At 35.0% G+C, this 23,626-nt stretch carries 16 protein-coding genes; 14 read left to right on the top strand and 2 right to left on the bottom strand.

Features of this window, described 5'->3' with window-relative positions; all coding sequences use genetic code 11:
• Positions 1-507: 507 nt before the first annotated feature.
• The 3 genes from tssI to ACQVD9_RS05780 are packed head-to-tail and all read left to right on the top strand — an operon-like array spanning position 508 to position 6,933.
• Complete coding sequence (gene tssI / locus ACQVD9_RS05790; RefSeq protein ID WP_492089227.1) at positions 508-2,664, top strand: type VI secretion system tip protein TssI/VgrG; 2,157 nt, start codon at positions 508-510, stop codon at positions 2,662-2,664.
• Complete coding sequence (locus tag ACQVD9_RS05785; protein WP_264745124.1) at positions 2,664-3,539, top strand: DUF4123 domain-containing protein; 876 nt, start codon at positions 2,664-2,666, stop codon at positions 3,537-3,539. The genes tssI and ACQVD9_RS05785 overlap by 1 nt, the downstream gene beginning before the upstream one ends.
• A gap of 1 nt (position 3,540) precedes the next feature.
• Positions 3,541-6,933, top strand: coding sequence for a toxin VasX (locus tag ACQVD9_RS05780; RefSeq protein ID WP_264745123.1), 3,393 nt, complete (start codon positions 3,541-3,543; stop codon positions 6,931-6,933).
• Between the two features lie 29 nt (positions 6,934-6,962).
• On the opposite strand, the gene ACQVD9_RS05775 is transcribed toward ACQVD9_RS05780, so the two are convergent.
• A complete protein-coding gene (locus tag ACQVD9_RS05775) occupies positions 6,963-8,129 on the bottom strand; it encodes a type III PLP-dependent enzyme (protein WP_264747859.1) in 1,167 nt (388 codons plus the stop codon).
• A 349-nt stretch (positions 8,130-8,478) separates the two neighbouring features.
• On the opposite strand from ACQVD9_RS05775, the gene ACQVD9_RS05770 reads away from it, so the two are divergent.
• From ACQVD9_RS05770 to yacG, 11 genes are all read left to right on the top strand, one after another.
• On the top strand, positions 8,479-9,045 hold the full coding sequence (locus ACQVD9_RS05770) for a DUF2796 domain-containing protein (RefSeq protein ID WP_264745122.1): 567 nt from the start codon (positions 8,479-8,481) through the stop codon (positions 9,043-9,045).
• Entirely contained in the window at positions 9,042-9,752 is a 711-nt protein-coding gene (locus ACQVD9_RS05765; RefSeq protein WP_264747858.1) for an ABC transporter ATP-binding protein, read from the top strand. Before ACQVD9_RS05770 ends, ACQVD9_RS05765 begins: the two co-directional genes overlap by 4 nt.
• Before the next feature lies 1 nt (position 9,753).
• The gene (locus ACQVD9_RS05760) at positions 9,754-11,016 is read left to right on the top strand and encodes an ABC transporter permease (protein WP_264745121.1); all 1,263 of its coding nucleotides are present in this window, start codon (positions 9,754-9,756) and stop codon (positions 11,014-11,016) included.
• Between the two features lie 182 nt (positions 11,017-11,198).
• Entirely contained in the window at positions 11,199-12,719 is a 1,521-nt protein-coding gene (locus tag ACQVD9_RS05755; protein ID WP_264745120.1) for a fumarate hydratase, read from the top strand.
• A gap of 56 nt (positions 12,720-12,775) precedes the next feature.
• Positions 12,776-15,382 carry a PAS domain S-box protein gene (locus ACQVD9_RS05750; RefSeq protein WP_264745119.1) on the top strand — a complete coding sequence of 869 codons (2,607 nt, stop codon included), beginning with the start codon at positions 12,776-12,778 and terminating at the stop codon, positions 15,380-15,382.
• 4 nt (positions 15,383-15,386) lie between these two features.
• Positions 15,387-16,367, top strand: coding sequence for a response regulator (locus ACQVD9_RS05745; protein ID WP_264745118.1), 981 nt, complete (start codon positions 15,387-15,389; stop codon positions 16,365-16,367).
• A 165-nt stretch (positions 16,368-16,532) separates the two neighbouring features.
• Positions 16,533-18,197 (top strand): type IV-A pilus assembly ATPase PilB, encoded by a 1,665-nt coding sequence (gene pilB, locus ACQVD9_RS05740; RefSeq protein ID WP_264745117.1) that lies wholly within the window; start codon positions 16,533-16,535, stop codon positions 18,195-18,197.
• Between the two features lie 180 nt (positions 18,198-18,377).
• Entirely contained in the window at positions 18,378-19,586 is a 1,209-nt protein-coding gene (locus ACQVD9_RS05735) for a type II secretion system F family protein (RefSeq protein ID WP_264745116.1), read from the top strand.
• Between the two features lie 5 nt (positions 19,587-19,591).
• Positions 19,592-20,458 carry a prepilin peptidase gene (locus ACQVD9_RS05730; protein WP_264745115.1) on the top strand — a complete coding sequence of 289 codons (867 nt, stop codon included), beginning with the start codon at positions 19,592-19,594 and terminating at the stop codon, positions 20,456-20,458.
• 86 nt (positions 20,459-20,544) lie between these two features.
• Positions 20,545-21,147: a dephospho-CoA kinase gene (coaE, locus tag ACQVD9_RS05725; RefSeq protein WP_264745114.1), complete on the top strand. Its 603-nt coding sequence runs from the start codon at positions 20,545-20,547 to the stop codon at positions 21,145-21,147.
• Between the two features lie 4 nt (positions 21,148-21,151).
• Positions 21,152-21,370: a DNA gyrase inhibitor YacG gene (gene yacG, locus ACQVD9_RS05720; protein WP_264745113.1), complete on the top strand. Its 219-nt coding sequence runs from the start codon at positions 21,152-21,154 to the stop codon at positions 21,368-21,370.
• A gap of 49 nt (positions 21,371-21,419) precedes the next feature.
• Here yacG and pnp read toward each other — a convergent pair whose 3' ends face one another.
• Positions 21,420-23,555: a polyribonucleotide nucleotidyltransferase gene (pnp, locus tag ACQVD9_RS05715; protein ID WP_264745112.1), complete on the bottom strand. Its 2,136-nt coding sequence runs from the start codon at positions 23,553-23,555 to the stop codon at positions 21,420-21,422.
• Positions 23,556-23,626 lie beyond the last annotated feature (71 nt).

The following is a 23,626-nucleotide window of genomic DNA, read 5'->3' as shown; positions in this document are numbered from 1 at the left end:
GCATAAATGCTCAAGTAACTCCACTAAAAATAACTAGGCATATTTTCACATATAACAACCATAAAGATTACATGTAACAAATTAAAATTGTGTTATTAAGTGACGTTTTTTGTCATACAACAGATTTAATTGTCATTTTTAAAACGCTTTATTTTTATGCAAATATTTGAAGCAGATCACACTTTTTTATGTTTGTTGGTTATAACTGTTTGAAATAATTATGTTTTAATTTATATGGCATGCTAATTGCTGAATAAAAGTAATCTTAATTAAAATGTAAGATGCTTGATAAAGGGATGCTTTAGCAATTAGGTTTGTCGTCAATTGTTTTTCTCTTCTAAGATTTTGGAAATGCTTCAAGGTGTTTTTTAAGATCTTGTACTTAACGTTTGAATAAATTTTTACTTTAATTTCATTGTTACTTTAAATAATGAAAATGGGTATTTTTTTGCCTAAAAAAAGTGGGAATCTAATAAAAATAAGTGGTTATTACAAGGACTATGGATTATGTTTGACCCTGCTAATACAACACATTTTTCTATCACTATAGATGGACTCGAGAATACTCGGCTACAAGTATTAAGCTTTGAGGGTATTGAATCATTAAACTATTCTTATGCGTTTGAAATAAATTTAGTTAATGACCATATTCGCTACGATATTACTCAGTTACTCAATAAACCCGCTTTTTTAGCATTCGACCCAGAGGGGCAGAATGGAATCCATGGGATTATTGATTCCGTTAAACGTGGCTCTATCAGTAATCACTACGCTATATTCCAAATTATATTAGTACCTCGCTTTAAACAATTGGAAAGGAATGTTGATCAGCGAATTTTCCAAAATAAAACTGTACCGCAAATTATTAGTCAAGTTTTAGCTGAGTTTGGTATTTTAGAGGGCAGTCATCATGAGTTTAGGTTAGGCCCTACGCCTTATCCTGAGCGTGAGTATTGTGTGCAATACGATGAATCAACTGCTCATTTTATCCATCGTCTATGCGAGGAGGAAGGCATCCATTTTCATTTTGAGCATAACTCTACCCAGCACTTGATGGTATTCGGTGATTCTCAGCCTATCTTTCCTTCTCTAGCTGAAGCCATTAGTTATGTATCTGATACAGGTTTTGTGGCAGATAAACAGGTTATTAAACAATTTGACGTTAGCTTGGCTAGTCGTACCCAAAGTGCCTCTTGGCGAGACTATAATTTTAAACGCGCCAAAATTCCTACAGGTAGTGCTGAAGGTAAACAAAGTAAAAAGGCCAATGAAGCGGTTGAGCCTGCATTAGAATATTATGATTACCCTGGTCACTTTGTAGATAATAAACGAGGTGAACAATTAGCTAATATCGAAATTGAACGCTTAAGAACCAATCATCTCATTGCTGAAGGACAGAGTGACGTTACTTGCCTACATAGTGGTTATTACCTAACCGTTGATAAACATCCCAGTACTGATACAGAAGACCCTTGGCTAGTCAATACTATCCGCCACCAAGGTAAACAACCACAAGTGTTAGAGGCTTTTGGTGGAGAGGCATCAGCGGCTAGCATTGTGCCATCAAAAATTGAAGTCATTATTAATTCTCCTGAACTAAATAACAACCAACTGCAATTTACATCCAGTAACTTTAATCAAGGTTATCGTAATGCGTTTGTGGCGACACCAAGGGAAGTAGTATGGCGGCCTGTTCGTTTGCATCCTAAACCTAAGGTGTTAGGGAGTCAAACCGCTATTGTAACAGGCCCATCAGGTGAAGAAATTTATTGCGATGAATATGGCCGCGTTAAAGTACAGTTTCATTGGGATCGTGAGGGTAATTATAACGAGCGTTCAAGTTGTTGGATCCGTGTTACTTCTAGTTGGGCACATGATGGTTATGGTGCAGTAACCATACCGCGTGTCGGTATGGAAGTAATGATCGATTATTTAGAAGGTGACCCTGACCAGCCTATTATCACGGGTTGTTTACATAATGGGGTTAACAAAGTTCCTTATGAGTTACCAGCCCATAAAACCAAAAGTGTTTTTAAAACCAGTTCCTCTAAAGGGGGTGTTGGCTCTAATGAACTTAGGATAGAAGATAAAGCAGGTAATGAGCAAATCTTTATCCAAGCGCAAAAAGATTTTGAGCAACTCACTAAAAATAATCATACCGTACAGGTTAATAACAATAGTCATTTACAAGTTAATAATGAACACAGTGAAACGATTAAGAAAAATCGTTATACCAAGAACGAAGCTGAAGAACATCACCTTACGCAACTAGACCGTAAAACACAAATTCTAGCTAATGACCATCTTACTGTAGCTAAAAGCCAACACACTACTATTGGCACTATTTCAAGCACAGAGGCAGGTCAAGAGATACATATCAAAGCAGGTATGAGTATAGTGATTGATGGTGGGTTATCTTTAACTTTAAAAGCAGGCGGGCAGCATATTGTATTAAACCCTGCGGGTATTTTTACCTCTGTTCCAATGGTAACAGGTGGTTCGCCTATGACAGGTACTGCTGCTAGTCCATTATTACCTCTTAATATTGAAAAAGCTGTTCCTCCAACACTAGCTCCTTTTGCGCAACGCCATGCTCTTTTACAACTAAAACCTCGTTGTGAGATTTGTGAACAAATGGCGGCTCAAGCGAAGGAGAATGCTTAATGGCAATTAATCAATTTCTTCTAATTGATGGTGCTTTAAGGCAAACAGCCATTAAAGACCTTTATGCTAATTATCAAGGGTTAAAAATAATGCCCCTGTATATTGGCACACCTTACCATGATAATTATGATATAGGCCCTATTCTAGTGGGCAATCTCAACCAATCTCATTTACGTCAAGAAATAAACCAATACGATTGGGCAATTACTGCTTCCATTATAGAAAGCACACAAGATATCAATACCATAGCCGAACATTTACAACAATTTCTTGTAGTAGATGATGAAGCAGGCAGTCATGCTCTATTTCGTTTTGCTGATCCATTAATTACTTGGCACTGGCTTAATAGTTATGGAGAGCAGGTACATAACGAAATTATGGGACCAATTACACAATGGCAAGTGATAAAACCTATTCCCCATTGGCAGAACGATAAAACACCACAATGGCAAACATTTACCAAAGCAGAAAAATCTATAAAGCTAACAACAGCTATTAACTTTTTACTTCCTCCACAAACAGAAGCACTCAGTAAAGCCAATGATTTTCGCTTTAAAAATCGCTTATATGATTGGCTAAAAGAACATAAAGCCCATGCTTTTGAAAATAAGACAGAAGAGCAAATTAGTTATTGGATGGACTACTGCTATGAAGAAGCAGAGGTTTTTAACTTAATTAGCGAACGTAGCTTCGCCATGTGGTTTGAATTATCTGCTGACTATGGTTATGACTTCGCTACTCGTATTGAAGATAACCCTTATAAGGAATGGTTCACTCAGAATCCTAAAGAAAAAGGGTTGCCTACTGAGGTTACTATTCAGCATTTTTATCAATCTCTAATACAACAATTATCAAATTCAGTTACAGGAGTTTAAAATGAATACTAATGAACACTATAACAATTTAGCTGAAAGTTTCAGTCAACTTCCTGTTAATACTGACGCTTGCTGTACTAATAGTCTAGATGTAATTATTACTCCTGTGCGTTATGCAATTGATGATCTAATTAACATTAATGACACTGGCTTAAAAGAAGATTCTCTACACACAGGTAGAACATGCCAACGCACAAGTCGATTTGATAATCAATTAAAAACCCGTCATTTCACAATGCGTCAGCTTCGTGATGGTTGGTTATATGTTTATGATCAAACAACACAACAACTTGATGAGTATAAAATACAAGGTAGTTTTTTTATCAAACAAGATACAAAACAAACATCGCTACCTTATATAAGATACCCTGCCTGCAGTATTTTATATTTATTCTTTTGTCCAGTGCAGCTAACAGATAGGCTTAAAAAGGGAGATATGTTTTCCTCAAGCTCATTTCTAGAAGATAATCGCTGGGTAAAAAAAGTCGACCTCCCCACTTTATGTAGTGACGGATTTCCTTATGAAGAGGGAAACTGGCTAGATCGTATGATTCCATTAGAAGAGATCACAACTTTTGTTTCTGATATAAAGCGCGCTGATGATAAAAGCTTGGACCCTTTTTATAGTACAAGTATTTCCACTATTGAAAGACCAAATGACGTAGTTTCAAAATTAAGTATATTGTCACCTAAAAAAAGCTCTCCTTCTCTGCCTATTAAAGAAAGAGTGTCTGAAAGAGTAATAAGACAAGGAGAGGTAATAGATTCTACTAAAACTAATCAAAGTTTAAATATGATCGCTATACTTGAAGATCCTTTTGCAGTTATTGATGATCTAATATTAAATATCTTACCTTATTATGCTCAAGATATAGCATATACAACAGATGAAGGAAGACGAGCTATTGAAATAGCTCAACATTGTATATCTCTGATTTTCTCAGAAATTATTAATGATGTAATGCCATTAGAAACAAAAAATAACTTATACAAGCGCTATTCTTTATTAAAAGAGATTACAAACCATATAAGAGGATTAGATAGTGTAGTAATTGAGCAATACCGTACTTTAAGGCAATATTATAAAATAAATGAAAGCTTTAAACTTAAAACTAAATATCTTAAACCAATTAAAGAAATCTTAAAGATAGCTGATGAAGATCTAAATTTAGACGATATGCTCAACACTTTAATAGATTGGTCTAAAACAACTTATGAGCTTGATCGTAGGGTAGAGGATATCATTACTTATCTTAATTACATAGGGTATTGTGAGGGGATTGGTAGCTCAGCAACACTTCTAGTAGATTTTGGTCTTGATAATATAGATATAAAGCAAGCAACTATGGCACAGGAAATTTGCCATAAGGTTACTTTTTATATTTCTCATGTAGAGCGTGGTAGGCAATGGATAAAAGACACAGTAGAACTTCATAGAGAACATTTTATAACTTTGTCGCCTTTTAACTTTGAGTTTGATATTTATAAAACTATACGGGATATTAGCTCAAAAATTAAGAAAACAACAACTGTTACTAAAGATATTTACAATTTGGTAACACAAAGTATTAAATCAAATAATATTGCTAATCTAGCATTTAAAACTTTAGAGAAAATTTTAAATGATCCTAATGCACCTTTAAATATTTATTACGATACATTAAAAATAATTCAAACAAACTTAATAACACGCAATGGATTAGCTTTACATACAATAACTGGCTTAATACTAGATAATAGATTTAAAAATTTTTCAATATCTTATTTCTCTAATTCTAACGAATTTATAAAATGGAAAAAAGAGGTTATATCAATTCAAAAAGATATTATAAGATGGAACAAAATACTTAAATTGCCTATATCTAACTTTGAAAAAAATACAAAAATTCCACAAGGCTCAAAAACGAAAAAAATGTCTAGAGCAAAATTTAATGAGCTTTATACACAATGGATATCTCAAAGAACTGAGGCAATCAAAAAATTAGAAAAAAAATTAAAAGAATTCCCTACAGCAATGATATTAGAAGACCTTGATAAAAAGCATCAAAACACTTTAAAAACTATAAATAAAAGAAGTAATGACCTAGAAAAAACTACCAAAAACTTGGATGCAGCATTCACAGTAATATCATTAGGATGTGCATTAACCAGTGTATGCATCGCTATACGTGAGTTAATAGATGCATATAAATCAGAGAAAATGACAACTGATATTATTGCAAAAAATATTTTGATTCTTTCAAATTCAACAATAAGTATTATTGATAGTATTATTAAATTAAACACCCCCATTATTACTGATGCACTAACAAAATACCTTAAAGTAGACACTATCATTAACAAAAAAATTGATGCTATTGAAAAAATAAATGAAAAGGCTTCAAAAATTAAAATTTCTGCGGATAGTCTAGATTGGTATATGAAAGCACCTGCTAGGGGAGTTTTACTTATAGGATGCTTAGTTAGTCTTTATGAAATGCCCAATCTCGTTAACGGATATCAAGATGCAAAAACTACTGAAGAGCAAATCTGGTATGGTGTAAAAATAGCTTCCATTATGGTATCTGTATCGCTTTCAACAATTGCTTTAGTTACAGGTATGACAGCTGGCCCTATAGGAATAATACTCTCAATTGCTGCAGGAATTTTATATCTTATAAGCTCATATTTTATTGACTCTGCATATCGAACCGAGCTGCAAGCTTGGATGAAAAAATGTTACTGGAGAAAACATGAAAATGGCTATAATGATATAAAAACAGAATTAACTGAACTCTATAAAATTCATCTTTGCCCAGTAGTAAAATATAAACATATTTATGAATTAGACAATGACAAATCTAATATTGTAGGTGTTTGGGTGGATATTTATTTATCTTCCTACCTTGAAGGCTCTACTATTCAATATGGTATAAATGGTACGCCTCTTGCGCAAAATAACAAAACACTGAATATTGAATACTCTAATTGGATTAATCTTGATTACAGTAAAGACATTTTACCAAATCGACCTCCTCAAGTAGCTACAGATAGTAAAGACACTAAAGAAATAATAATAATAGAAAATCTTAAAGGAGACATTGAGTCTATCATTACTACTACTAAACAACCAGACCTTACAGTGGATGCAATATATGCAAAAGATGATAAACATCGTATATGTAGATCTTGGATTCCTTTAACAAAAAATATAAATACTTCTCTTGGATTTCACATATCATTATCATATGAAAACTTTGATCTTAATTACATTTATAATCTGTCAAGACCTGATAAGAGTAAGTCTGAAAGCACAAAACTTTCAGATGCAAAACTACTTTCTAGGAACACTGATAAGAAAGGACTCTTATTAACTGAAACAAAAAATATACCTGAATCAATAAATGATAATTAATAAAGTTTGGGGCTAAAACCCCAAACCTTTTAAACAAAATAACTCTTCAGCGGAGGAAAGCCATTAAACTCAATAGCGCTATAGCTAGTAGTATAAGCACCTGTTGATAGCCAGTAGAGTCTGTCACCTGCTGAGAGGTTTAGGGGTAGGCCGTATTTGTAGTTTTCGTACATAATATCAGCGCTATCACAGGTAGGGCCTGCGATAATGACTTCTTCTAGCTCGCCTTTCTTTTCGGTATAGACTGGGAATTTAATGGCTTCGTCCATAGTTTCGATTAGACCTGAGAATTTACCTACATCGGTAAATACCCAGCGTTCTACAGCGGTTCTAGATTTGCGTGAAACCATTACCACTTCACTTACCAACACGCCTGCATTCGCTACCAGTGAACGGCCTGGTTCTAGGATAATTTCTGGTAGCTCTTCGCCAAAGTCTTCTTGTAAAAAACGTAAGATTTCTTTGGCATACATTTCTAATTCATTAGTTTTTTGTAGGTAGTTAGCAGGAAAGCCACCGCCCATATTAATCATTTTTAGTTCAATATTGTCTTCTTCTTTAAGACGTTGAAAAATCACTTTTACCTTAGCAATAGCGCCATCCCATACGTCAATTTCACGTTGTTGCGAACCCACATGGAAAGATACTCCATAAGGTACTAAACCTAGTTGTTTAGCTAAAATTAATAAATCCATTGCCATATCACTTTGGCAACCAAACTTACGGGAAAGTGGCCAGTCAGCTGAACTTGAACCTTCACTTAAAATACGTACATAAATTTTTGAACCTGGTGCTGCTTTGGCAATATTACGTAAATCAGATTCTGAATCTGTAGCAAATAAACGTACGCCCTTTTCATAGAAATAACGAATATCTTTGCTTTTTTTAATAGTATTGCCATAGCTTACTTTTTCAGGTGATACACCTTGCGCCAGCACTTTATCTAATTCATAGATAGAGGCAATATCAAAATGTGAACCTTTGTCTTTTAGTAAACGAGTAATTTCTACTGCAGGGTTAGCTTTTACTGCATAGTAAATTTTAGCAAAGGGAAAGTTATTTACTAGCTGGTCATATGCATTTGCAATGGTCTTGGTATCAATTACAACGAATGGGGTGTCATGCTGTTCAGCACATTCTTTAATGCGTTTAAAAGTTTCAGGCGCATAGTAGTCTTCTACTTTAATAGTAGTCATGGTCATTGTGGGTTACTCCAAATTTATTATTAAACATTTTTACTGGATGAACGCCTAATCAGTATCCCCACTTTGGATCGCCTACTTCCCAAGGCATGTCGCCGAAATATATAGTATTAAAACTGCTATCTCTCGTCATCAGTACTTGAGCCGGATGGATCGTTGCCAGCATGAGCGTTCAGGATGCGAACTTTATTCTTTAATTTATTTAAGATCAATAAGAAATTTGTATAAGTAATCCTTTATTTGGAATAATAAATTGTTTATTAAGAGCTTTTTCTTATAACATTGTTTTTATTTATAGTTATAATATAACATAACAAATCTTTATTGATCATGGGCAAATAATATGCGTTGTTTTTTATTAATAGGCTCTCTTTGCTATTCTTTAGTAATATCTACCGCAATGGCTACAACCTTTCATGATGAAGTATATGAAGGCAGTTTAACAGCCCATGAGCATGGTCGAGCACAGTTAAATATAGCTATTAGTGATGATACATTAGAAATAGGATTAGATTCTGCGGCTATTAATTTAGTAGGATTTGAACATATTCCTACAACAGAGAGTGATAAGACATTAGCATCTCAAGCACAACTACAGCTTAATAATCCATTAATATTATTTGCCATTCCTACTGTTGCAAAATGTAGCCTTATCGATAAGGAAATTATTAGTCCTATTTTTGTTAATCAGGCTATAAATAATAATATTGCGCAAAAACTAACTCATCTGGATATAGAAGCTAATTATAGCTTTACTTGTGCCAATATTACTGAGCTCAATCAGCTTGATTTAAGTTATTTCTTTAAACATTTCCCTAATACTAATAAGTTAACCATTCAATATATTAGCGATAATGGACAGAAGGGAATAGATCTAACCCCTGCAAAACCATTATTTAAACTTCAATAATGGCTAACTTAATTGATCTTAAAAATTTACAATTTGCTTGGCCTAAACAAGCCACTTTATTAGATATTGCTGAATTCACACTAGGTTATAATGAAAAGTTGTTTTTAAAAGGCCCTTCTGGCAGTGGTAAAACAACGTTATTAAGTTTATTAGGTGGTGTCTTGAAAGCTAATAAAGGAATTATTCAATTATTAGGTCAAGATTTATCCATGCTTTCCTCTGGTGCTAGAGACCAATTTCGTGTTGAACATATTGGCTATATTTTTCAACAATTTAATCTATTGCCCTTTTTATCTGTTGAAGAAAATGTACTACTTCCCTGTCATTTCTCTAAACGAAGAACACAAGTTGCTAATGAACACTTTGGTAGTATTCAACAAGCGGCTAAGTCTTTATTAACTGATTTAGGTTTGGATAAGACATTATTTTTACGACGTGCGGATCAGTTATCAATAGGACAACAGCAGCGTGTAGCTGCTGCAAGAGCATTAATTGGCTCACCTGAATTAATTATTGCCGATGAACCCACCTCTGCTTTAGATACTGATACTAGGGAAAGTTTTATTAAGCTGTTATTTAATGAATGTGATAAAACAGGTAGTAGTTTATTATTTGTCAGTCACGATCAAACCTTAACACCCTTATTTGATCGTTGCCTTTCCTTACCTGATCTCAACCAAACAAGTCAAGGTAAGGATACTGTCTAATATGTATTTATTTCGCCTTGCTTTTGCTAGTTTACGTAATCGATTGTTTACAGCGCTTCTTACTATTATGGCAATCGCTTTGTCTGTTTGTTTATTGTTAGCAGTAGAACGTGTAAGAACAGAGGCTAAAACAAGTTTTGCTAGCACTATTGCTGGTACAGACTTAATTGTAGGAGCTCGTTCTGGTTCAGTAAATTTGTTGCTTTATTCTGTCTTTAGAATTGGTAATGCAACTAATAATATTCACTGGTCTAGTTATCAAGATATTAGCCAAGATCCTCGTGTAGCATGGACAATTCCCCTTTCGCTTGGTGACTCTCATAGAGGATATCGTGTATTAGGAACTGACTTAAATTATTTTAAGCATTATCAGTTTGGTCACAAACAGCAGTTACAATTTGTTGAAGGTAGAGCTTTTAAAGATATATTTGATGTGGTGTTGGGTTCTGAAGTCGCTAAAACATTAAACTATAAACTGGATGAGAACATTGTATTAGCTCATGGGGTTAGTACCATTAGTTTAGTAAAACATAATGATAAACCTTTTAAAATAGTGGGTATTTTAAAACAAACAGCAACACCTGTTGATAGAACAGTGCATATTAGTCTACAAGGAATGGAGGCAATTCATATTGATTGGCATAATGGTATGCCTGCTCGTGGTAACCAACAAATATCAGCTGAACATGTTCGAGAATTAGATTTACAGCCTACACAAATTACTGCTTTTTTGCTAGGAGTAAAGAATAAGGTAGCCACTTTCGCATTACAACGACAAATTAGTAACTACAAAGCTGAACCTTTAATGGCTATTTTACCAGGTATTGCCTTGCAAGAATTATGGGGGTTAATGAGTACAGCTGAACAGGCGCTATTAGTTGTATCACTTTTCGTTGTGCTAACAGGTTTAATCGGTATGTTAACCGCTATTTTAACCAGTTTAAATGAACGCCGACGAGAAATGGCTATTTTAAGATCAGTAGGTGCTAAACCTTGGCATATTGCTAGTTTGCTTATAATGGAATCTTTTATGCTGGCTTTTATTGGTATAGCACTGGGTTTAGTTCTGTTATACATTGGTATTTTATGTAGTCAACATTGGCTACAAACAAACTACGGGTTATATTTTAGTTTTAATTTACCCAGTGTCTATGAATGGGGATTATTGGCTTGTATCTTACTAGCAGCCTTACTAATGGGGCTTATTCCTGCTTGGCGCGCTTATCGCCAATCGTTAACAGATGGATTATCTATCAAAATTTAGTCATCAATTATGATTATTAATTTACTGTTATGTTCTTTATTTTTATAGCCCTTAATCTATCAGTCTACTTCTTTTTATATGGTTATTTGATTTGTTATCCTTTAAATAACAAAGATAGGTTATAATTTTGTATACTATTTTAATAATTTCCCCATAAAGCATAAATAATTAGAGAAACAATCATGACTGTGATTAAACAAGATGATCTTATCCAAAGTGTAGCTGATGCACTACAATATATTTCTTATTATCATCCGCTTGATTTTATTGAAGCAATGAAAGAAGCTTATGACCGTGAAGAATCCCCAGCGGCTAAAGATGCTATTGCACAAATTTTAGTAAACTCAAGGATGTGTGCTACTGGTCACAGACCAATCTGTCAAGATACAGGTATTGTAACTGTATTTGTAAAAGTGGGGATGGATGTCCAATGGGATGGCGCCACCATGAGTGTTGACGATATGATCAACGAAGGTGTACGTCGTGCCTATACTTGCCCAGATAATGTGTTACGTGCATCTATTTTAGCTGACCCAGCAGGTGCTCGTAAAAATACCAAAGATAATACACCTGCCGTTATTCATTACTCCATAGTACCTGGTAATAAAGTTGAAGTTGATGTGGCCGCTAAAGGTGGTGGTTCAGAAAACAAAAGTAAAATGGCTATGTTAAACCCCTCAGACTCTATTGTAGATTGGGTGTTAAAAACTGTGCCTACTATGGGCGCTGGTTGGTGTCCGCCTGGTATGTTGGGTATTGGTATTGGTGGTACAGCCGAAAAAGCAGCAGTAATGGCTAAACAAGTATTAATGGATCATATCGATATCCATGAATTAAAAGCACGTGGCGCTAAAAATCGTGTTGAAGAATTACGTTTAGAGCTATTTGAAAAAGTTAATGAATTGGGTATTGGAGCACAAGGATTAGGTGGTTTAACCACCGTACTTGATGTAAAAATTATGGATTACCCTACCCATGCAGCCTCTTTACCTGTATGTATGATTCCTAACTGTGCTGCTACTCGCCATGCTCACTTTGTATTAGATGGTTCGGGTGCTGCTGAATTAAAAGCACCTCCACTATCCGCATACCCTGAAGTAGCTTGGGGAGATGCTGGTGCAGCAAGACGTGTTAATTTAGACACATTAAAACCTGAAGATGTTTTAGAGTGGAAATCAGGCGAAACTATTTTACTAAGCGGTAAAATGTTAACAGGCCGTGATGCTGCCCATAAACGCATGGTTGATATGTTAAATAAAGGTGAGCAATTACCTGTTGATTTAAAAGGCCGTTTTATATACTACGTAGGCCCTGTTGACCCTGTCCGCGATGAAGTGGTTGGCCCTGCTGGCCCTACTACAGCAACTCGGATGGATAAATTTACTCGTCAAATCCTTGAACAAACAGGTTTATTGGGAATGATTGGTAAATCAGAACGTGGCCCTGCTGCTATTGACGCTATCAAAGATAACAAAGCTGTTTATTTAATGGCGGTAGGTGGTGCAGCTTACTTAGTAGCGCAAGCCATCAAGAAAGCTAAAGTACTTGCTTTCCCAGAATTAGGTATGGAAGCTATCTATGAGTTTGATGTGGAAGATATGCCTGTTACTGTTGCAGTGGACAGTTCTGGTGTGTCTGTTCATAACACTGGCCCACAAATATGGCACGAAAAGATAATTGAAAAACTCAAAGAAACTAAGTAAAACTAAAAAGGCTTCTTAAAAGAAGCCTTTTTTACATCTGTATTGAGGAGTTGTTGGTGTATCATTTCATCTTTTATAGTCTATTTTCTATTGTTTCTATCGCTCTTCTTGTTGCTATCGTTCTGCATTATCGTAAAATTTTAAAAAAGGCGGAAGAAGACCAATTAAGATTAGAAGCTATTGTAAATACAGCTGTTGATGGAATTATTACTATTAATGAAAATGGTTTAATACAGAGCTATAACAAGTCTGCAGAGCGTATTTTTGGCTGGACTGCTGATGAAATTATAGGTCGTAATGTCAATGTCTTAATGAATAGTAATGACCAACAAAATCATGATCACTATTTACAACATTATCAAAAAACAAAAATACCAAAAATAATTGGCTCTGGTCGAGAGCTATTAGCTGTAAAAAAAGATGGTTCAACCTTTCCTATCCGATTAACACTTGGGGAAGCTAAACTACCTGATCACTCGCTTTATGTTAGTATCATCATAGATATGACGCAACGTAAAGCCATGGAAAATGCTCTACGTGAAAATGAGCAACAATTTCGCTCACTGGTTACTAATATTCCAGGTATTGCCTTTCGTATTACTGCCAACTTAGAAAGAAAATCAGTTTATATTAGTGATGGTATTTCCCAACTTACAGGCTTAAAAATAGAAGATATAACATCCGGTAGAAGATCTTATCTTGAAGTGATTAAACCCGAGTTTATTTCTCTATTAGATGAAACTTTATTAAAAGTCATTGCAACTAAAAAACGCTATACAATAGAGTATCAAATAACTCACTTAGATGGTCGAGAACTTTGGGTTTGGGAAAGTGGTGTATTTGTTTCTAATGGTGATCAACAATGGATAGATGGTGTTATTTTAGATATTACCGATCGTCATTTAATTGAAGAGCAAATACGTACTTCTCGAGATATAGCAGAAAAAAATGCGGCAAATACTATGGAGTTCTTAGCCAATATCAGCCATGAAATACGAACACCACTTAATGCTGTGTTTGGTTTTACTCATCTATTGGCTGAAACACCTTTATCTTCTATTCAAAAACATTATATGGAGTCAGTAACTAGTGCTACAAACTCCCTATTTTCATTAATCAATAATGTACTAGATGTAATGAAACTAGATCGTTCAGCCATGGAACTAGAAAATATTGATTTTTCTTTAAAAGCACTACTTGAAGATTGTATAACCCTTTTCCGACTCTCTGCTCAAACAAAAAATCTAAAACTTACATTAGATTACTCACCTAATCTAAAAACCTTTTTTAAAGGTGATCCATTAAGAATTCGGCAAATAATTACTAATATTCTCTCAAATGCCATTAAATTTACTAAACAAGGCGAAATCTCAATCAATGCCTTTATGGATCAAAATAAAGTTCATTTAGCTATTAAAGATACGGGTATTGGTATTAGTCCTAGTAATTTAGAAAAAATCTTTCTACCTTTTACTCAGGAAGATGCTTCGATGTCTCGTCACTTTGGAGGTACTGGTTTAGGGACAACAATTGCTAAACAGTTAACAGAGCTTATGCAAGGCAAAATAATGGTGGAAAGTAAACTTGATGTAGGAACAACTTTCCATATAATCCTGCCACTGCAAGAAGGTATTTATACACCACCTAAAGACAAAGAAACTCAACAAAAATTACCCTTATTAACTATTCTAGCTGTTGATGACATTCCATATAACCTAGAACTATTAGAAATCATTCTAAAAAAAGAAGGTCATACTGTGATATCTAAAACCAATGGTTTTGATGCCATAGAAGCTTTTAAAACAACACATTTTGACTTAGTGTTAATGGACATACAAATGCCTGACCTAGACGGTATTGAGACAACTAGAATAATACGTGAGTATGAACATAAACAAAATTTAAAAGCCACTCCTATTCTTGCATTCACTGCAAATGTGTTAGCACGTGAAAGACAAAATGCACGTACGGTAGGAATGAATGGTTTTGTAAAAAAACCGTTTGATTCACAGGACATAAAAAATACTATTGCTACAGTCTATTTTAATGGTTCCTTAAATGAACATTTATCCAATGATAATAATAGCGCTCCAATGGAAACTTCTTTATTAATAGACTGGAATAACGCGATCAGTTTATGGAACGATAAAGATCACTTAATTAAAGTAATTTACAATTTTTTAGTATCTATCAAAGAAGAATTAAGTACTTTTAAACTAACTGAACAAAATACTGATTTATTTTTCAATATCATCCACAAAGCTAAAGGAGCTTCTGGTAATCTTTGTTTATCAAAACTTTATCAATGCATAGTAAAAATTGAACAATATAAAAAGCCATTAGATTTAAATCAACTAAGTACTTTATTAGAAAGTTTTTTAGAAATTACAGAAGAGACTCTCAATGAAGTTATACCTTTGTTACCAATTACTGAACAACCTGCAAAATCAGCTATTATTATCACATCCATAGATGATAAAACATTCATTGCAGACGTTAGTACAAACTTAACATTAGGCAAAATGAATGATAGCCAAATACAAAGAGTATTTGATATATTGACGGCACACCATCAATATCAAGTATTATCTCAATTAAAGGAATCACTTGATAAATTTGAACTTATAAACGCTAGTTTTTTATTAAAAAACTTAATTAAGTAACCCTATGCACGCTAAAATTTTATTAGTTGATGACGAACCATCTAATTTGCAACTATTACGACAAACATTAAAAGAAGATTATGAACTATTCTTTGCAAAAGATGGTAAAACAACCCTACAACTTGCTGAGCAAAACAAACCAGATTTAATTTTATTAGATGTTCTAATGCCTCTAATGGACGGTTTTGAAACTTGTCGTCAACTAAAAAGCAATCCAAAAACTAAGCATATTCCTGTTATTTTTATTACCTCCCTTAATGACACTATTGATGAGTCTAAGGGTTTTGAAGTCGGTGGTGTCGACTATATTAGTAAACCCATAAAACCTATTACTGTAAAAGCTAGAGTTAAAACACACCTTACCTTAGTAGATATTGCTGAATTACGCAGAACACAGTTACAAATCATTGAATGTCTTGGCCGAGCGGCTGAATATAAAGATGATGATACTGGGCAGCATGTATCACGGATGAGCCGTTATGCAAAAGTGTTAGCAAAGGCAGTTGGTTTTTCAGAAGAGCAAGCTGATTTATTAATGAATGCTGTACCTATGCACGATATAGGAAAAATTGGTATTCCTGATTCTATCTTAATGAAACAAGCAGTGTTAACCCCAGAAGAAAGGGATATTATGCGCACCCATGTGGAAATTGGCGTAAAAATTATTGGTGAAGATCCCGCTGAACTTTTCAGGATAGCTAGAACAGTTGCACAACACCATCACGAAAAATGGGATGGTTCGGGATATCCTCAGGGTTTAAAAGAAGAAAAAATTCCTATAGAAGCTAGAATTGTTGCTATTGCTGATGTATTTGATGCACTCACTAATAAAAGACCTTATAAGCCTGAATGGTCTGTAGAACAAGCGATAGAATATATGTTGGAGCAACGAGGCAAACATTTTGATCCTAAGCTACTATCATTATTTATTGAAAATATGCCTTCTATTTTGGAAATCAAAGCTAAATTTGCAGATCAAAATTAATCTAAAAGAGATGATATACAACATAAAATCTATCAAAATGCTTTATTACTAACGATACAATTAGTATACTTCTCAAATCAATAATTAAATATAGTATTACTATACATAGCTGTTAAGTTTATAATTTATAGTTTCTATATTGTTCTAAGGATCGTACTAATTATTATGAGCGCACAAAATCCTCCTTTAACAGGACTTCCAAAACTGTTTGTAGATAACAATATCTTATCAGAAAATGATATGCGCCAAGCCATGCAACAATCAAAGGTAGAACAATTACCGCTTGTTACTTATTTAGTACAAAATAAAATGGCTAGTGCAAAAAGCATTGCTATACTCATTTCAGAACAATTAGGATTACCTCTTTTTGATTTAAGCAGTTTACAAATAGATGATGCCTTAAAGTCTGTAGTTACTGAAAAGCTAGCTCGTCAACACCGAGCAATCCCTCTATGGAAGCGTGGCAATAGTTTATTTTTAGGTATTTCTGACCCATCAAACCAACAGGGCTTAAGGGATATTCAATTTAATACAGGCTTACCTGTTGATGCAATTCTTGTTGAAGAAGATAAATTAACTTCTTTACTGGACCGTTTTTTTGATACAGAAGCAGAACAAGTCAGTACTAGTCCCTTACAAAAACCTGGTTCAGGTGATGATGAAAAAGAGGACGAAGCAGTTGTTAACTTTGTTAACCAAATGCTATTAAATGCTATACGTAGTGGCGCATCTGACTTACATTTCGAACCTTATGAAAAGAGTTACCGAGTACGTTTCCGTAGTGACGGGATTTTACAGATAAAATCACGTCCGCCCATTGAACTCGCACCGCGTATTGCAGCTCGTTTAAAAGTAATGTCTGATATGGATATTTCTGAACGTCGGAAACCTCAAGATGGTCGTATTAAATTAAAAGTTTCAGAAAGAAAATCCATCGATTTCCGGGTTAATACTTGCCCTACTTTATGGGGTGAAAAAATTGTATTACGGATATTAGACTCCTCTAGTGCACAAATGGGTATTGACTCTCTAGGTTATGAGCCTGAACAAAAAGCACTCTATATGGAAGCTCTTAGTCATCCCCAAGGTATGATTTTAGTAACAGGACCAACGGGTTCTGGTAAAACGGTATCCCTCTATACAGGTTTAAATATACTTAATACACCAGATATTAATATCTCCACAGCAGAAGACCCTGTTGAAATTAACTTAGAAGGGATTAACCAAGTTAACGTTAACCCTAAACAAGGAATGGATTTTGCGGCAGCGTTACGGGCATTCTTACGTCAAGATCCAGATATTATTATGGTTGGTGAAATTCGTGACTTGGAAACAGCAGAAATTGCTATTAAAGCTGCTCAAACAGGCCATATGGTAATGTCAACTTTACATACTAATAGTGCCCCTGAAACATTAACACGTCTAATGAATATGGGAGTTGCTTCTTTTAATATTGCGACCTCTGTCAATCTAATTATTGCCCAACGATTAGCAAGACGTTTATGTCCACATTGTAAGCAAGAAATGGAAATCCCCCATGAAGCCTTAGTAAAAGCAGGATTTCCAGAAGATAAAATTGGTAATTTCACTGTTTACGGCCCTGTAGGTTGTGACCGCTGTAATAATGGTTATAAAGGCCGTGTGGGTATCTATGAAGTAGTAAAAATAACTCCTGCTTTACAACGTATTATTATGTCAGAAGGCAATGCTATTGAAATTGCTGATGAAGCAAGAAAAGAAGGTTTTGCGGACTTAAGAACCTCTGGTCTCAAAAAAGTAATGGATGGTTTAACCAGTCTAGAAGAAGTTAATCGTGTTACATCGGATTAATAACTGGTAGAAACGATTAAAACTTTGATATTCATCATATTTTGACTATAGAACAAATATTCAACTTCTATAGCATGTAAGTTATGGTAGAATTACTACAGTATTTTATTGATGTAATAATGGATTGATTATAAAGAGTTTGACTTCAAAAAGTCAAAATGCTTGTAAAAAGAGGTGCTCATGGCGCAAGTAGCAAAAACACGTACTTATTTATGGAAAGGTGTAGATAAATCTGGTAACAAACTAAAAGGGGAATTAAATGCAACAGACCCTACTGTTATCAAGGCTATTCTCCGTAAACAAGGTATCACTGCTAAACAAATTAATCGTAAACTAGAGCTTGGTATGGGTGGCAAAATCAAGCCTATTGATATTGCTATTTTTACGCGCCAAATGGCCACTATGATGAAAGCCGGTGTACCTATGATTCAAGCTCTTGAGATCATAGCCGAAGGTGCCGAAAAACCTAAAATACGTGAGCTACTGGATAATATTAAACAAGAAGTAGCTTCTGGTAATAGTTTTACTTCTTCTTTAAGAAAACGTCCATTATATTTTGATGAGCTTTTTTGTAGCCTTATTGAGGCTGGTGAAAAGTCAGGTACTTTAGAGACATTATTAGACCGAGTTGCTGGTTATAAGGAAAAAAGTGAGTCACTAAAGAAAAAAGTAAAAAAAGCAATGATTTATCCTATTGCTATTCTTGTAGTGGCGGCTATCGTTTCTGCCATTCTCTTAATCAAAGTAGTACCTCAGTTTGCTGCTATCTTCCAGAGCTTTGGTGCTGAACTACCTTGGCTAACTCAGCAAGTTGTTGATATGTCAGAATATTTACAATCTGATGGATGGAAAGTACTTGTTGCGATTTTTGTTATTGGTTTCGCAATTAAAGAAGCCTATAAGCGCGCACCGGCTTTCCGAGATCTTATTGATAGAGGATTGCTACGTATACCTATTGTAGGTTCTATTATCTATAACTCTGCTGTTGCTCGTTTTACTCGTACTTTATCTACTACTTTTGCTGCTGGTGTTCCTCTAGTAGAAGCATTAGACTCAGTAGCAGGCGCTACGGGAAATATTGTATATAAAAGAGCTGTACTAAAAATCAAGCAAGAAGTTTCTACAGGTAGACAGCTCAACTTTGCTATGCGTGGTAGTAATGTATTCCCTGCCTTAGCCGTTCAGTTAACTGCGATTGGTGAAGAATCTGGTTCGTTAGATAGTATGCTTGGTAAAGCAGCTAATTTTTATGAAGAAGCGGTAGATAATATTGTTGATAGTTTATCTGCCCTTATGGAACCAATGATTATGGCTGTATTAGGGGTTATTATTGGTACATTGATTATTGCTATGTACTTACCAATTTTCCAAATGGGCAGTGTTGTATAATATTAATGACTGTTTTTACCGAAATTCCTTCGTTATTTATTTTTGCCTCCCTACTAATAGGTTTATTAGTAGGGAGTTTTCTTAATGTGGTTATTTATCGTTTACCTAAGATGATGATCAATGCTTGGCAGCAGGAGGCTCGTGAAATTCTTGAGCAACCTCAACCTATTGAGCCACAAACTAAGTTTAATCTATTTCTACCCTCTTCTACCTGTCCCCATTGTGGCCATAAAATAACAGCAGTAGAAAATATACCTATCATTAGTTACTTAGTATTAAGAGGTCGTTGTAGAGGCTGTAAAGCGCCTATTAGTAAACGTTACCCCCTTGTAGAATTATGTTCAGGTATTCTTTCTGGTTGGATTGCTTGGTATTTTGGCTTTTCTGCTGAAGCACTATTGCTTATTTTATTAACTTGGGGTCTTATAGCAATGAGTATGATCGATATCGATCATCAGTTACTACCTGACTCATTAGTATTACCTTTATTGTGGGTAGGCATTCTTGCTAATGCTTATGGATTATTCCCTGATATCAGCATCAATAGTGCTATTTTGGGGGCTGTAATAGGTTATATGTCACTATGGACTGTAAACGCCCTCTTTAAACTACTACGTGGTTATGATGGCATGGGGCATGGCGACTTTAAACTACTTGCTCTGTTTGGTGCATGGGGTGGCTATCAAATTTTACCTGTAGTTATTCTACTATCCGCCGCAGCTGGTGCAGTAATAGGTATTATTGGTCTATTATTATTTGCAGGCAAAAATAAAATGCCCTATGGTCCCTACTTAGCTATTGCTGGTTGGATTGCCCTAATTTGGGGACAAGATATCGTTTCTGCTTACTTAAAGTTTTCAGGCCTCAATTAACTCTGCTATTATTTGTTAGGGATATTAATTTATATTAGTATCCCTTACTATGTCTTCTATTATTTCTTAACAAGAGACTAACTACAGTGAAAAGGTGGACACTGGGTATTACAGGTGGTATAGGCAGTGGTAAAACTGCTGTTGCTCAACTATTTGCCAATAAAGGAATTGAGACCGTTGATGCTGACCAAGCTGCCCGTTGGGTAGTAAGTAAAGGAAAACCTGCTCTAACAAAAATAGTAGAACATTTTGGTTCACAGATCCTATTAGAAGATGGTAATTTAAATCGGGCAGTATTACGCCAACAAATTTTCCAAAATCCACAGCAACGTGAATGGCTTGAAAAACTATTACATCCCATTATTCGTCAAGAGATTTGTCAATTCTTAGAAAACACTAACTCACCCTATAATATTTTAGTCTCCCCTCTTCTGATAGAATCAAAACAATATGAACTGGTTCATCGTGTCTTGGTTATCGATACCACCGAATCAATACAAATTACCCGTAGCATGCAAAGGGATAATAATTCAGAAGAGCAAATTAGAGCCATTATGCAGACTCAATTGACTAGAAATGAACGAATTCACTACGCTGATGATATAATAATTAATGATCAAGATATATCTCATTTAGAGCAACAAGTAGAACTACTACATCAATTTTATTTAACACTCTGTAAGAGTTAAGTTTATGAAAAAACAACCTATTGTTAATTGTCCCACATGCCAAAAGTCACTTATGTATAGTAGTAATAATCCCTTTCGTCCTTTTTGCTCTGAACGTTGTAAATTAATAGATTTAGGAGCATGGGCTGCAGAAGAACACAGCATTGCAGGACAAGAATTAATTAGTGATGAGTTTATTACAGAAGATGAATTAGCAGAAATAATGTCTAAACAGTTACATTAGTCCATTAAAAAACCCTGCTAAAGCAGGGTTTTTAATAACTAAATACTTACTACTCTTGTACTGGCGTATCAGATACAGCAGGTGCTGTATTCTCAGCAGCTACCGCATCCTTAATAGATAGTTTGATACGACCACGGTTATCTACATCAATAACCATTACTTTAACCATTTGACCTTCTTTCAATACATCTGTCACTTTCTCAATGCGTTGTTCACTAATTTGTGAAATATGCACTAAGCCATCTTTACCAGGTAAAATATTAACAAAAGCACCAAAATCAACAATACGTTCTACTTTACCTTCATAGATCTTACCTACTTCAGCCTCAGCAGTAATACCTAACACACGTTGTTGAGCCATTTCAGCTGCTTCTTTAGTTTCACCAAAGATTTTGATAACACCATTATCATCGATATCAATAGAAGCTTTTGTTTCATCACAGATACCACGAATAACCGCACCACCTTTACCGATTACATCACGGATCTTATCAGGATCAATTTTGAAGGTAAGCATAGTAGGTGCATTAGCAGATAGCTCACGAGGTTGACTAATCACTTCGTTCATTTGCTTAAGAATATGTAAACGCGCTTCCAATGCTTGGTTTAACGCAATCTCCATAATCTCTTCAGTGATACCATTAATTTTGATATCCATTTGTAACGCTGTAACACCTTGAGCAGTACCCGCTACTTTAAAGTCCATATCACCTAAATGGTCTTCATCACCTAAAATATCGGTTAATACTGCAAATTTATCACCTTCTTTCACTAAACCCATGGCAATACCGGCAACAGGGGCACGTAATGGAACACCAGCATCCATCAATGATAAAGAAGCGCCACAAACTGAAGCCATAGAGCTAGAACCATTAGACTCAGTAATTTCAGAAACTACACGCACAGTGTAAGGGAATTCAGCTTCATTAGGTAAAACTGCCTGTACACCACGACGAGCTAAACGACCATGACCAATTTCACGACGCCCAACACCACCCATACGACCACATTCGCCTACTGAGTATGGAGGGAAGTTATAATGCAACATAAATGCATCACGTTGTTCACCTTCTAAAGAGTCCAGTAGTTGTGAATCACGTGCAGTACCTAAAGTAGTGACTACTAAAGCTTGTGTTTCACCACGTGTAAATAGTGCAGAACCATGAGTTTTACCTAACACGCCTGTTTGAATATTTAATGGGCGCACAGTACGTGTATCACGGCCATCAATACGAGGCTGACCATTAACAATATTCTCACGAACAATACGGTATTCTAACAAACCAAAAATATTCTTAACTTCTTGTTCAGAAGGTTGGCCTTCTTCACTACCCGCGAATTTAGCAACGGCTTGCTCACGTAAAGTATCTAGTGCTGCATAACGTTCTTGTTTTGCTGTAATGGTATAAGCTTTAGAAATAGCTTCACCTAATTCTGCTTTAATAGCATTAATCAAAGCAGTGTTTTCTACAGGTGCTTGCCATTCAATTGCTGGCTTATTTACTTCAGCAGCAAACTCTTTAACTGCTTTGATTACTGCTTGCAATTCTTGATGAGCAAATAACACACCACCTAACATTTGGTCTTCTGTTAATTCTTTAGCTTCAGACTCAACCATTAATACTGCTGTTTCAGTACCAGCAACTACCATGTCTAAATGAGAAGCTTGTAACTGCTCATAAGTAGGGTTTAATAAATAACCAGAATCAATATGGAAACCTACACGAGCGGCACCTATTGGACCTTCAAAAGGAATTCCAGAAATAGCTAAAGCTGCTGAAGTACCTATCATTGCAGCGATATCTGGATCAGATTTTTTATTAGTAGAAAGCACTGTACAGATTACTTGTACTTCGTTTACAAAACCTTCTGGAAATAGTGGACGAATAGGACGATCAATTAAACGAGAGGTTAATGTTTCTTTTTCTGAAGGACGACTTTCACGCTTCAAAAAACCACCTGGAATACGTCCAGCTGCATACGTTTTTTCTTGATAATGTACAGATAATGGGAAAAAATCTTGTCCTTCCGTTGCATTTTTAGCAGCAACTACACTTACTAGTACACTTAAATCGTTATCAATAGTAACTAACACTGCACCATTTGCCTGACGTGCAATACGACCTGTTTCTAAAGTTACCGTTGATTGACCAAATTGAAATTGTTTTTTAACCGGATTTAGCACGGTATATTCCTTCTTTATCTAACTTACTTAATATGAAATTGGTTGATACGTTGGGAGTTGGACCCTAACTC

Source organism: Entomomonas sp. E7T21 (assembly GCF_058693955.1).
Note: the sequence above shows the minus strand (reverse complement) of the source record. Positions and strands in the feature narration are given on the sequence as shown.